Here is a 12,203-nt window from a genome sequence, read left to right as displayed (position 1 = left end):
GCGCCCAGGCCAACGCGGAACGGCGGCGCCTCAAGCCGGTTGCAGCAGCCCGTTTGCCAGTCGCAGCTGCCGGTCCATCCGCGCCGCAAGCTCCAGATTGTGGGTCGCGATCAGCGCCGACAGCCCCGTGCTGTGCACCAGCTCCATCAGCGCGCCGAAGACCTGATCCGAGGTTGCCGGGTCCAGGTTGCCGGTCGGCTCATCCGCCAGGAGGATGCGCGGCGCGTTGGCAAGCGCGCGGCAGAAGGCGACCCGCTGCTGCTCGCCGCCCGACAGCGCCGCGGGCCGGTGCCCGGCGCGCCCCTCCAGCCCGACCCGGGCCAGCAGATCTTCGGCCCGAGCGGCGGCGGCTTTTCGCGAGGTCCCATTTGCGAGCTGCGGCAGGATAATGTTCTCGGCCGCGGTGAACTCAGGCAGCAGATGATGGAACTGGTAGACAAATCCCACCTCCTGCCGCCTCACCCGCGTGCGGCGGCGGTCGCCCTTGCTGCCCACATCCTCGCCCGCAACCCGCACCGCGCCGGCATCGGGCGTATCCAGAAGCCCCGCAATATGCAGAAGCGTCGACTTGCCCGCGCCCGACGGCGCCACCAGCGCGACTACCTCGCCCGCGCGCAAGGAAAGGTCTGCCCCGCGCAGGACTTCCACCTCCCCGGGCGTGCCGCGCAGGTAGGACTTTGTAATTCCCTCCAGCTCCAGCGTGATCTCACTCATAGCGCAGCGCCTCCACCGGGTTCAGCCGCGCCGCGCGGCGGGCGGGGAAAATGGTCACGAAGAACGACAGCCCCAGCGCCAGTGCCACCGCCGACAGCACGTCAGCCAGCCGCAGCTCGGCCGGCAGCGCATAGATGCCGCGGATCGACGGATCCCAGACGCCGCCGCCCATCAGGACATTCACGAAGGAGAAGATCGGGTCGATATAGAGTGCAAACAGGCAGCCCAGCACCACGCCGAACAGGGTGCCCAGCACGCCGGTAAAGGCGCCGCATATGAAGAACACCCGCATTACCGAGCCCTCGCTGAGGCCGATGGTGCGCAGGATGCCGATGTCGCGTCCCTTGTTCTTGACCAGCATGATCAGGCCCGAAACGATGTTCATCGCCGCGATCAGCACCAGGATCGACAGGATGATGAACATCACATTGTCCTCGACCTCCAGTGCCCGCAGGAAGCCGCCCGACGCATCGCGCCAGGTCCAGACCGCGGCCGCGCCGCCCGCCGCCTGCAGCACTGGCAGCACCACCCCGTCCACATTTTCCGGGTCCGCCACCATCACCTCTATCTCGTCGGCCGCGCCCTCGCGGTTGAAGAAACTCTGCGCCTCGGCAAACGGCAGGTAGACGCGGGTGCGGTCGATGTCGTAGCGGCCAGCGGTGAAGATATAGACCACCTCGTAGGCGTTCACCCGCGGGCTGGTGCCAAAGGCGGTCTTCACGCCATTGGGCGAGATCAGCTTGATCTTGTCGCCAATGGTCACGCCCAGCTCCCGCGCCACGCCGGAGCCGAGGGCAATGCCCTCATCAAAACGGGCCAGATCGCCAAGCGCCTCCCCGCCCTGTGCCACCGCCGGGATGGTGCGGATGTCCTCGGCCGCGATGCCGAAGACCTCGACGCCCGCGTTGCGCTGCTGCACGTTGGCCATCACCTGCCCCTTGACCAAGGGGGCTGCGCGGGTGACGCCCGGCACCGCGGCGATGCGTCCGGCCAGCGCCTTGTAGTCGCGCAAGCTGCGGTCCAGGACACCCGCCTCGTTCACCTCGCCATGGGAATAGACAGTGATGTGGGCATTGGCGCCGAGGATGGTGCCGACGAACTCCGAGCGGAAGCCCGAACGCACCGCCAGCGTCGCGATCAGCGCAAAGACTGCGAGGGTGATGCCGATCAGGCTGATCCAGGTCATAACCGAGACCCCGCCCTCAGCCTTGCGGGCGCGCAGGTAACGCCAGGCGATCATCCATTCAAAACGGGAAAATGGCGGGGGTGTGGTGGCCATGTGTGCTCCGGTCTCTTGCCGCCTGATGAGGCGCGCGCAACCCTATGAGCGGGCGGGAAAAGGGTCAAGCCGATGCCCGGGCTTCCGCGGCGGTTCTGTGCTCTTGGCGGCGAAGACTGCCGGGGGCGGACGTGGCCCGGGAAAGTGGAAGTGGCACGGTCACGGGAAAGTAGGATTGCACATTTGGAATGACCGTTCCATATAGGAACGATCGTTTCAATCCCCTGCGCCCGCAGCGGGGTCAAATCGCTACAGGAGCCGTCATGCGCCGTATCATCCCCCTCGCGCTGCCCCTTGCGCCGCTGTTTCCCGCCATTGGCGCCGGGTTCGGCGGGTTTCTTGCCATCGCTTGCCTGTCGCTGCTGTCCCAGCAAGCGGAACTGATGCTGCTCATGGCGCCATTCGGGGCAAGCTGCGTGCTCCTCTTCCTGGTGCCCGCCAGTCCGCTGTCACAGCCCGCAAATGTGATCGGCGGCCATGCGGTGGCCACGCTGATCGGGCTTGCAGCAAACGCGGTGCTGCCGGACAGCGGCTGGGCGATGGCGCTGGGGGTGGGACTTGCGATTACCGCAATGGCTCTGCTGCGGCTTGCGCATCCACCAGCGGGCGCTGACCCGCTGGTGGTCTTTGCCAGCGATCCCGGGCTGGGCTTCCTGCTGTTCCCGGTAATCTCCGGTGCGGCGGTCCTGGTCGCGGTGGCAATGCTTTACCACCGGCTGAGCGGCGGCAGCTATCCGGCGCGGCCCGGGACGAGGACGGGATGAGCGCGATGCGGGCAACGGCACGCGCCGATATCCTGCCAGCCCTCTCGGAGGTCTTCCGCAGCCACGGCTTCGAAGGCGCCAGCATCGGGCGGATCGTCGCGGCAACGGGGATGGGCCGCAGCAGCCTCTATCACCTCTTCCCAGGCGGCAAGGACGAGATGGCGCGCGCGGTCCTGGACCATGTGGATGCCTGGTTCGAACGCAACATCTTCCAGCCGCTGGAGCAGGACGCCCCGGCACTGGCGCTCAACCAGATGTTCGACGCAGTGACCGAGTATTTCCGCGAGGGCGGCCGCATCTGCCTGGTGGGAGTCTTTGCTCTGGACGGCACCCGGGACCGGTTCACCGCAAAAATCCGCGCCTATTTCAATCGCTGGGTGCAGAGCCTGCAAAACTGCCTGACCCGGGGCGGCATGGCCGGGGCTGAGAGCAGCGCAGTTGCCGCCCAGGTGGTTGCGCTGATCCAGGGCGCCATCGTGCTGGCCCGCGCTACCGGCAGCCCGGAGGATTTCCAGCTTGCCCTGCTGGCCGCCCGCAGCCTGTGCAGGCACTGAGCTGCCGCGGTGCCGCAGGACCGCCGCAGCGCAAATCTTTTGAAAAAAGATTTGCCAAGAGTTTTTCTCAAAACTCTTGGCTCCGTGGCGCCGGCAGACATGAAAAAAAGGGAGCGGAGCCGCTCCCTTTTTGCCTCTTGCTCATCCTGCCGCGCCGCGCATTAGAACCCGCGGCCGGTCATGTGGGCGGCATAGATCTGCGCCACTTTCTTCACCGCCTCCTCCGGGCTCAGCTCCACGCTTTCACCCGAGCGGCGCGAGGTCAGCTCCACCACGCCGTTCTTCAACCCGCGCGGACCGACCGTGATGCGCCACGGCAGACCGATCAGATCCATGGTGGCGAACTTGCCGCCCGCGCGTTCGTTGCGGTCGTCATAAAGCGGCTCCAGTCCCGCCGCGGTCAGTGCCGCGTAGATCTGGTTGCAGGCGGCGTCGGCCTCGTCGTCACCCTGCTTCAGGTTCACGATACCGCAGTGAAACGGAGTAACGCCCTCAGGCCAGATGATGCCCTTGTCGTCATGGCTGGCTTCGATGATGGCGCCCAGCAGGCGCGACACACCGATGCCATGCGACCCCATATGCACGGGCGTGGGCTTGCCGTCGGGGCCTTGCACCGTGGCGCCCATGGCTTCGGAATACTTGGTGCCAAAGTAGAAGATCTGCCCCACTTCGATGCCGCGGGCAAAGCGGCGGCGGTCTTCCGGCACCTGGTCCAGGAACACGGCTTCGTCGTGGGTCTCGTCGGTGCGGGCGTATTTCGAGGTGAACTCCTCCAGCACACCCTGGCACTGACCGACGTTGTCATAGTCGATCTCGCGGCCGCCGAAGGTGAGGTCGGTCACCGCAGAATCGTAGAACACTTCCGACTCTCCGGTCTCGGCCAGCACCAGGAACTCATGCGTATAGTCGCCGCCGATAGGCCCGCCATCGGCGCGCATCGGGATCGCCTGCAGGCCCATCCGCTCATAGGTGCGAAGGTAGCTCACCAGGTGGCGGTTGTAGGCGTGCAGCGCGTCTTCCTTGGAAAGGTCGAAGTTGTAGCCGTCCTTCATGTAGAACTCTCGGCCCCGCATCACCCCGAAGCGCGGGCGGATCTCGTCGCGGAATTTCCACTGGATGTGGTAGAGCGTCAGCGGCAGGTCCTTGTAGCTGGAGACGTGCGAGCGGAAGATGTCGGTGATCAGCTCCTCGTTGGTGGGACCATAAAGCATGTCGCGGCCATGGCGGTCGCTGACCCGCAGCATTTCCTGGCCGTAGTCATCATAGCGCCCCGATTCCTTCCACAGATCCGCCGATTGCAGCGTCGGCATCAGCATCGGCACATGGCCTGCGCGCATCTGTTCTTCATGCACGATGGTCTCGATCTTCTTCAGCACCTTGAAGCCAAGCGGCAGCCAGGAATAGATCCCGGCGGAGGCTTGCTTGATCATCCCGGCGCGCAGCATCAGCCGGTGGCTGACGATCTGGGCTTCGGAGGGCGTCTCTTTCAGAACAGGCAGAAAATAGCGGGACAGGCGCATGTCGGTCTCATTCTCACGAAGGTTTCCCATGCGGTCTAAGGCATCGCCGCGGCGCAGGCAATCGGGCTTTGCCGGTTGCGCGCGGGCCGGATCCGCCCGCCCCGCCCCGCCCCGTCGCGACCTATGGCGCTCATCCGCGGCCGGCCGCCGCGGCAGCCGGCTTTGCCACAGGCTATCCAGAGAGAATCCCGGTCTATCCCCGGCTTGCCCACAGGCGATTGCTGCCCGCCCCTTGCAAGGCCCCCGCCCTTGGGGGAAGACTGAATCCCGGATGCAGACGGCATAGCAGTAAAGGCGGGCGGTTCGGCGATGGCGCTTACGGCACAGAAACAGATGAAATACTGGGGCGTTGCCGCGGCGGTCTTCGTGGTAATGCTCTGGGCGCTTGGCCATGTGCTTTTGCCCTTCGTGCTGGGCGGCGCCATTGCCTATATGATCGACCCGGTCGCCGACCGGCTCGAGGCCTGGGGAATGAGCCGCGCGGGCGCGACCGCCACTATCACTGTCGCGGCGCTGATGGTGTTCCTGACGCTGGTGCTGCTGGTGGTGCCGACGCTGATCTACCAGATGATCGACCTGGCCGAGGTGCTGCCGCAGCTGGTCCGTGATGCACGCGCCTTTGCCATCGAACACTTTCCTTCGGTCTTCGAGGAAAACACCCGCCTGCACCAGGCGGTGACCTCCATGGCGGAAACGTTGCAGTCGCGCGCGGGCGCGCTGCTGCAATCGGTGGCGGGCTCTGCGGTGTCGCTGCTCAACGTCGTGGTGCTTCTGGTGATCGTGCCGGTGGTCTCGGTCTACCTGCTTCTGGACTGGGACCGGATGGTGGCGCGGATCGACGCGCTTCTGCCGCGCGACCACCAGCCGGTGATCCGGCGGCTGGCGACTGAAATCGACGCGGTGCTGGCCTCCTTCATCCGCGGCATGGGCATGGTCTGCATGATCCTCGGCACATATTACGCGGTCGCGCTGATGCTGGTGGGGCTGAACTTCGGCCTCGCAGTCGGCTTCATTGCCGGGCTGGTCACCTTCATCCCATATCTGGGCGCCGTCATCGGCGGCGCGTTGGCCATTGGCCTCGCGCTGTTCCAGTTCTGGGGCGACTGGGTCTCGATCGGGCTGGTTGCAGCGATCTTCGTCGCGGGCCAGGTGATCGAGGGCAATGTGCTCACCCCCAAGCTGGTGGGCGACTCGGTCGGGCTGCATCCGGTCTGGCTGCTGCTTGCACTGTCGGTTTTCGGGGCGCTCTTCGGGTTTGTCGGCATGCTGGTGGCGGTGCCGGTGGCGGCCGCGCTTGGCGTCATCGCGCGCTTCCTCACCGAACGGTACCTCGACAGCCGGCTCTACCGCGGGCAAAGCTACGGGGACGCGGAATAACGCCATGGCACAGCAGTTGAGCTTCGATCTCCCGGCGAAACCGGCGCTGGGGCGGGATGATTTCTTTGTCGCGCCCTCCAATGCGATGGCGGTGGCGCTGCTGGACCCCGGCTTTGCCTGGCCCAGCGGCAAGCTGGTGCTGTCGGGGCCCAAGGGCTCCGGCAAGACCCATCTGACCCATGTCTGGGCGAGCCAGTCGGGTGCCCGCATCGCCAATGCGGCGCGGCTGCGGCTGGAGACGGTGCCGGAACTTGCGCGCGGGCCTCTGGCGGTGGAGGACGTGCCGCAGATCGCCCGCGATGCGCGGCGGCAGAAAGCGCTGTTCCACCTGCACAACCTGGTGCTGGCGAACGGCCACCAGCTGGTGCTGACGGGCCAGGCGGCGCCGAACCTCTGGGGGCTGACGCTGCCCGACCTGCAAAGCCGGGTGCAGGCCGCCACCCATGCCGAGCTGCAGCCGCCGGACGACCAGCTGCTCGCGGTAGTGCTGGCGAAACTGTTCAATGACCGCCAGATCGCGCCCAGGCCCGAGGTGATTCCCTATCTGGTGGCGCATATGGACCGCTCTTTTGCCGCTGCCGCGCGTATCGTCGACCGGCTGGACCGGCTGTCGCTGGCGGAAAACCGCACGTTGTCGCGGCCCCTGGCGGTGCGGGTGATGACCGAGCGGCCCGACGCACGGATGCTGCATGCGTCCGCCGCAGCCGGTTGACCGCCCTGCCCCCTTCGACCATCCTGCCCGCGGATTCTGCGGCCAATAGAAGCCCCGGACCAGCCCCGAACCCCGGCCCGCGGCCGCCGCGGATACCGAACGGAAAGACCCGGACCATATGCCGGACAAAAAAGACGGAGCCGTCATGAACGTGACCCAGGACCCCGCCGCCGGCGCCAGCACCGATTGGGGGCCCTTCGGCCGCCCTCTGTTCGACGATCCGGGCGCGCGCGCCCTGTCCCGTGTCGGCGTGGTGGACGTCGGCTCGAACTCGGTGCGGCTGGTGGTATTTGACGGCGCGGCGCGGAGCCCCGCCTATTTCTACAACGAAAAGATCATGTGCGGCCTGGGGGCTGGGCTGTCGGACTCCGGCCGCCTCAACCCCGAGGGCCGGGCGCGGGCGCTGTCGGCGCTGCGCCGCTTCCAGGGCCTCGCCCGGGGCATGGACCTGCCGCCCCTGTCGGCTGTCGCCACCGCCGCGGTGCGCGACGCCGAGGACGGGCCGGATTTCTGTGCCGAGGTGCTGCGCGAGACCGGACTCAAGATCCACGTCGTCGACGGCCGCGAGGAAGCGCGGCTGTCCGCGCAAGGGGTGCTCTTGGGCTGGCCCGGTGCCTACGGGCTGGTCTGCGACATCGGCGGCTCCTCCATGGAGCTGGCGGAAATCCATGACGGCAAGGTCGGGCGCTGCGTCACCTCCTCGCTCGGGCCTTTGAAACTGCGCGACGTCAAAGGCGGCCGCCGCGGCCGCAAAAAGCACATCGCCGCGGTGATGGAGGAGCTGAAGGCGGAAATGGGCACCCAGCGCGACCGGCTGTTCCTGGTCGGCGGCAGCTGGCGTGCCATTGCCCGCATCGACATGGCGCGGCGCGGCTATCCGCTGAAGGTGCTGCATGAATACCGCATGTCGGCCTCCGACGTGCGGGAGACTGCAAAATACATCGAAGACCGCGACCCCGGCAAGCTGCGCGCCGAATGCGGCATCTCCAACACCCGCATGTCGCTGGTTCCCTACGCCATCGACGTGCTCACCAAGCTGATCAAGACTTTCAAGCCGAAGGATATCGCGGTATCCAGCTACGGCATCCGCGAGGGGCTGTTGTATGAGCAGATGCCGCAGCGCCTGCGTGAGCGCGATCCGCTGATCGAGGCTTCACGCTTTGCCGAGGCAAAGGACGCCCGCATCCCCGGCTTTGGCAAGACGCTTTACGATTTCGTCAGCCCCCTGTTCACGACCTACCGGCACGGCAAGAAACGGCTAGTGAAGGCGGCCTGCCTCTTGCATGACGTCAGCTGGCGCGCCCATCCCGACTACCGCGCCGAGGTCTGTTTCGACAATGCGACCCGCGCCAACCTCGGCGGGCTGAAACACTCCGAACGGGTCTTCCTTGGCCTCGCCCTGCTGCACCGCTACAGCAACAAGCGCCATGGCACGACCTTCGAGCACCTCTATTGGCTGCTGGACGAACGCGGCCAGGAAGAGGCGGAAATCCTCGGCAAGGCAATGCGCTTCGGGGCGATGCTGATGGTCAACGGCAAGGCCGACATTGGCCGGATGCGCTGGCAGCCGCGCAAGCGCCTTCTGCACGTGGAGCTGCCCGCCTCGGCCCGGCCGCTTTATGGCGAAGTGGCGGAATCGCGGCTGCAATCGCTGGTGAAGGCGCTGGATGCGGAGGTGACAGTCACCTTCAAGGAGACCGAAACGGCCCAGGCCGAGGAAGATCTGGATATCAACGGCGGGCAGGACGCGGGCACACCCGGGACTGCGGCCTGAGGAGCGCACGCACCGCGGCTAGATCTCGATCTCGCCGCCGCTGCCCTGCCGCCGCGGTGCATCGCCGTCCGGCCCCTGCTGCGGCGCGTCCGGCTTGCGGCGGATGATGATGTCCCCATTGGGCAGCTTTTCGGGCAGTTCGTAGACGCTCCAATCCTCCACCCCGCGGGCGATCTCCGCCAAGGCGGGGCCCATTTCGCTCAGGAACGCTCCCAGCGCCGGGCCGACGTCCTGCATCAGCCCCTGGAATTCCTCCAGCGCGGGCGCCATCTCCTTGCGCAGGCCTTCCCAGAACAACTCCGCCCCGCGCTGCATCAGGCCGGAGCCGTTGCCATCACCATCGGGCGCCTCCCCCGCCTCCTGGGCAGGAAGCGGCGCGGCCAGGGCGGCTAGGATCACGGCGGGCAAAACAATCTGTCTCATGTGTCCAATATAGGCGGTCCGCTCCGCAAGTTAAGGCAGGGCGGCGCGTTATGGCAACGCGATGTCCAGCGTCACCGGGAAATGGTCCGAGGCGTCCAGGAGTGCCGCACGCAGGTCCTCGTCGGCGTAGCACTCCGCATCCTCGAATGGGTGCCAGATCCGCCAGGCGGGTGCAAAACCCATGAGGCTGCGTGAGACCAGCACATAGTCCAGAAGTGCGCAGAAATACCGCTGCGTCTCGGTATTGTAGAACCGCGAAGTGGTCGGCAGCGACTGCGGGTGCGGCTGCAGCATGGTTTCTGCATTTGGGTCGGTCAGCAGATCACCCATCACGATCTCGACCGTGGACTGGCCGAACAGCCGCTCGTATTCATCAAGCCCGGGTCCGTCGTTGAGATCGCCAAGCACCACTACATGCTCGCCCGCCGCCACATGCTCCGCCACGCGCCGGTGCAGCCAGAGTGCCTGCGCCAGCTGCTTGCGGCGGCTGGAGATGGCAATGCGGGGAATTTCCGAGCCGCTGCGGGCGCCATGCGGCGCCTTGGATTTCAGATGCGCGCCGATCATCCGCAGATGGCTGCCGCCGCAGGTGGTCACCGCAAGCTCCAGCGGCGGCTTGGAAAACCGCGTCTCTCCGGTCTCGGCGCCCGCAAAACCATCGGCCGCAAACACCCCGTCGAACCGCGGTACCGCAGCACTGGCGCGGGCGTCATGCACCGCATCCAGCACATCCGGATCGTAGATCAGGGTAATTTCCTGCTGGGTGTCGTTTGCAAAGCCGCTGACCGCTTCGCGGGCGCGCAGGCCGGCTTCCGCGGCAAAGGCTTCGAGCGCGCGCGTGCTGCGCTGAGTGCGGCCGGTGTTGGGCGCCTCGATCACCATCACCGCATCGGCATCCAGCCGCTGCAGAACCTGTGCGATGGCGCGTCCCTGGGTGTAGCGGTCCACATCGTGGCGGCGCGAGGGCCGGGCGTCCAGAATCAGCCGGTCGTCCCGGTCAAACAGCGCCGAGAACCACTCGATGTTATAAGTCGCCAGCCGCATGCGCGCTTGTGCTGCTGATCTCTTCCCACGCGCGGTTGATGTCGATCATCCGCTTCTCGGCCAGTCGCACCGCCTCCTTGGGGACGCCGCGGGCAAGCATCCGGTCGGGATGGGTCTCGCGCACCAGGCGGCGCCAGTGCGTGCGGATTTCCTCCACCGGCATGTCCGGGCTGACGCCCAGCACGGTGTAGGGGTCCTTGGGCGCATCCGGCACGAACCGCGCCCGCAGCGCCTGGAACTGCTGCGGCGACTGGCCGAAGATGCGGCTTACCTCCGCCAGGAATTCGTCCTCGCCCGGGTGGTAGGACCCGTCCGCCATGGCGATGTGAAACAGCCCCTCCATCAGGTCGCAAAGCGTCTGCGGATCATCGGCGAACATGCGCTGGATGCGGGCGGCATACTCCTGATAGCCCGCCACGTCGGTGCGTGCCATGTCAAAGACCCGTGCCGCGCCCGCCTCGTCCTCCTGGGCGATCTGGAACACGTCCCGGAAAGCCGCAACCTCGTCGCGGGTCACCCGGCCATCCGCCTTGGCCATCTTGGCCCCCAGCGCGATCACCGCAATGGTAAAACCGACCGAGCGTTCCGGCGGCGCGCGCAGCCGGTCGAAGACCTCCGCCAGGCTTTCGCCTTTGGCCAGCGCTGCCAGCGCGTCAGAGATGCGGGACCACAGGGACATGGCGCCAGACTAGGCGTCTTTGCCGCGGCTGTCAGTCCCGCTTTCCCGCATTGCGGCGAGATTTTTCTGCATCAGCACAAGATCCAGCCACTGCCCGTGCTTGTACCCCGCTTCCGGAAGCCGCCCGGCCTCGGTGAAGCCAAGCGCGGCGTGAAAGGCCTGCGCGTCCGGGTTGGCGCCGCTGATGCCCGCAACCAGCACGCGGATGCCCGCGGCAACAGCCGCCTCCTCCAGCCGCTGCATCAAGGCCCGGCCCAGCCCGCGCCCCTGCGCGGCCGGATCCAGATAGATCGTCAGCTCCGCCGTATGCGCATAACCCGGCCCGCTGCGGAAGGCGCCGAAATAGGCAAGCCCTGCCACCGTGCTGCCGGCTTCCGCCACGAAGTAGCGCCCCGCCCGCTCCGCGATCTCCGCCGCGATGGCCTCGGTTGTCTTCTCCACCGTTGTGAAGGTCACCAGCGTGTCACGCACGATCCGGTTATAGATGCGGGCGATGGCAACAGCGTCGCCGGGTTCGGCCGGGCGGACCGTCACGCGAGCACCCGGGGCCCGTGCGGCGTGTCAAACTCAGCCATGAGCGCCGGTGCGCCCGGCTCCACCGCCACGCGCGGATCGCTGATGATCCGGTCCAGTGCCTCTTGCAGCGCCGGCGCCTCCGGATGCGCTACCACGAGGCGGCGCAGGCGGCAGCCCGATTGCGCGAGCTGCGCCGCGGGCGGCGGGCTTTGCCATTGCAGCACGGCGGAAAACAGGTTGCCGAAGGGCAGCAGCCCACCTTCCGGCACAGTCATCAGCCAGCTCAGATCGCCGCGCTGCATTTGAACGCAGCGCTGCGCATGCGCGGGCAGCAGGTGCTGCTCGGCCGCCAGGTCTTCGCTCCGGATGATCCAGTTGCTCAGCCGCGGCGGGCCTTCCAATTGGTCGAGGTTAAACCAGCGCGGCCGCTCCTGCGGCACCTGCGCGGGGTCGATGGCGATGGCCTCAAGGTAGAGGCCTTCCTCCAGCCCGGTCAGCCAGTTGCGGGTGCCAAACCGCTGATGGCTGCCGCCGGGACCCAGCGCGACGCCGAGGGCCTCTTCCACATAGGCGGCGGCCGCTTCCAGCGTCCCGCCGGCCACTGCCAGGTGATCAAGCCTCATCGCGCGCCCTTTCTTTTGGCGCGAAGACTAGCGGTGCGGCGGCCAGGTGCAAGATAAGAGTTGCAGGCGCGGCCGCCCAGACCGCCCAGACCGTGCGGTCTAGGGTCAGGACTCATAGCCAGTAAATGACGAGTGCGGCGAGGGCGATGGCTGAGGGGAAGACCTTCGGGCATCTGTCGTATCGGGTCGCCACACGCCGCCAATCCTTCAGCCTGCCGAACATG

At 66.8% G+C, this 12,203-nt stretch carries 13 protein-coding genes and 1 pseudogene; 5 read left to right on the top strand and 9 right to left on the bottom strand.

Going from position 1 to position 12,203, the window contains the following annotated elements; translation table 11 throughout:
* Positions 1-30 precede the first annotated feature (30 nt).
* Positions 31-714, bottom strand: coding sequence for an ABC transporter ATP-binding protein (locus ACOHX0_RS03290; RefSeq protein ID WP_420675232.1), 684 nt, complete (start codon positions 712-714; stop codon positions 31-33).
* On the bottom strand, positions 707-1,993 hold the full coding sequence (locus ACOHX0_RS03285) for a lipoprotein-releasing ABC transporter permease subunit (protein ID WP_420675231.1): 1,287 nt from the start codon (positions 1,991-1,993) through the stop codon (positions 707-709). Before ACOHX0_RS03285 ends, ACOHX0_RS03290 begins: the two co-directional genes overlap by 8 nt.
* A gap of 263 nt (positions 1,994-2,256) precedes the next feature.
* Between ACOHX0_RS03285 and ACOHX0_RS03280 the strand changes: the two genes are divergently transcribed.
* Both ACOHX0_RS03280 and ACOHX0_RS03275 read left to right on the top strand, forming a co-directional pair.
* Entirely contained in the window at positions 2,257-2,757 is a 501-nt protein-coding gene (locus ACOHX0_RS03280) for an HPP family protein (protein WP_420675230.1), read from the top strand.
* A gap of 5 nt (positions 2,758-2,762) precedes the next feature.
* Positions 2,763-3,311 carry a TetR/AcrR family transcriptional regulator gene (locus tag ACOHX0_RS03275; RefSeq protein WP_420675229.1) on the top strand — a complete coding sequence of 183 codons (549 nt, stop codon included), beginning with the start codon at positions 2,763-2,765 and terminating at the stop codon, positions 3,309-3,311.
* A 161-nt stretch (positions 3,312-3,472) separates the two neighbouring features.
* On the opposite strand, the gene proS is transcribed toward ACOHX0_RS03275, so the two are convergent.
* A complete protein-coding gene (gene proS / locus ACOHX0_RS03270; protein WP_420675228.1) occupies positions 3,473-4,831 on the bottom strand; it encodes a proline--tRNA ligase in 1,359 nt (452 codons plus the stop codon).
* 309 nt (positions 4,832-5,140) lie between these two features.
* Between proS and ACOHX0_RS03265 the strand changes: the two genes are divergently transcribed.
* The 3 genes from ACOHX0_RS03265 to ACOHX0_RS03255 all read left to right on the top strand — a co-directional run bounded on the left by ACOHX0_RS03265 (position 5,141) and on the right by ACOHX0_RS03255 (position 8,694).
* Positions 5,141-6,208 (top strand): AI-2E family transporter, encoded by a 1,068-nt coding sequence (locus ACOHX0_RS03265; protein WP_420675227.1) that lies wholly within the window; start codon positions 5,141-5,143, stop codon positions 6,206-6,208.
* Positions 6,209-6,212: 4 nt separating this feature from the next.
* Positions 6,213-6,920, top strand: a complete 708-nt coding sequence (locus tag ACOHX0_RS03260; RefSeq protein ID WP_420675226.1) for an HdaA/DnaA family protein — start codon at positions 6,213-6,215, stop codon at positions 6,918-6,920.
* Between the two features lie 145 nt (positions 6,921-7,065).
* The gene (locus ACOHX0_RS03255; RefSeq protein WP_420675225.1) at positions 7,066-8,694 is read left to right on the top strand and encodes a Ppx/GppA family phosphatase; all 1,629 of its coding nucleotides are present in this window, start codon (positions 7,066-7,068) and stop codon (positions 8,692-8,694) included.
* A gap of 18 nt (positions 8,695-8,712) precedes the next feature.
* On the opposite strand, the gene ACOHX0_RS03250 is transcribed toward ACOHX0_RS03255, so the two are convergent.
* The 6 genes and pseudogenes from ACOHX0_RS03250 to ACOHX0_RS03225 all read right to left on the bottom strand — a co-directional run.
* On the bottom strand, positions 8,713-9,117 hold the full coding sequence (locus ACOHX0_RS03250) for a hypothetical protein (protein ID WP_420675224.1): 405 nt from the start codon (positions 9,115-9,117) through the stop codon (positions 8,713-8,715).
* A gap of 48 nt (positions 9,118-9,165) precedes the next feature.
* A complete protein-coding gene (locus tag ACOHX0_RS03245) occupies positions 9,166-10,161 on the bottom strand; it encodes an endonuclease/exonuclease/phosphatase family protein (RefSeq protein ID WP_420675223.1) in 996 nt (331 codons plus the stop codon).
* Positions 10,142-10,840 carry a TerB family tellurite resistance protein gene (locus ACOHX0_RS03240; protein WP_420675222.1) on the bottom strand — a complete coding sequence of 233 codons (699 nt, stop codon included), beginning with the start codon at positions 10,838-10,840 and terminating at the stop codon, positions 10,142-10,144. The genes ACOHX0_RS03245 and ACOHX0_RS03240 overlap by 20 nt, the downstream gene beginning before the upstream one ends.
* A 9-nt stretch (positions 10,841-10,849) precedes the next feature.
* On the bottom strand, positions 10,850-11,374 hold the full coding sequence (locus ACOHX0_RS03235) for a GNAT family N-acetyltransferase (protein WP_420675221.1): 525 nt from the start codon (positions 11,372-11,374) through the stop codon (positions 10,850-10,852).
* Complete coding sequence (locus ACOHX0_RS03230; protein ID WP_420675220.1) at positions 11,371-11,979, bottom strand: VOC family protein; 609 nt, start codon at positions 11,977-11,979, stop codon at positions 11,371-11,373. The genes ACOHX0_RS03235 and ACOHX0_RS03230 overlap by 4 nt, the downstream gene beginning before the upstream one ends.
* A gap of 112 nt (positions 11,980-12,091) precedes the next feature.
* A pseudogene (locus tag ACOHX0_RS03225) lies at positions 12,092-12,203 on the bottom strand (IS5/IS1182 family transposase); the annotation flags it as partial.

The sequence above is a fragment of the Cribrihabitans pelagius genome, assembly GCF_048820915.1.
GTDB classification, from domain to species: domain Bacteria; phylum Pseudomonadota; class Alphaproteobacteria; order Rhodobacterales; family Rhodobacteraceae; genus Cribrihabitans_A; species Cribrihabitans_A pelagius.
The sequence above is the reverse complement of the archived record's forward strand: the minus strand, read 5'-3'. Positions and strand labels throughout refer to the sequence as shown.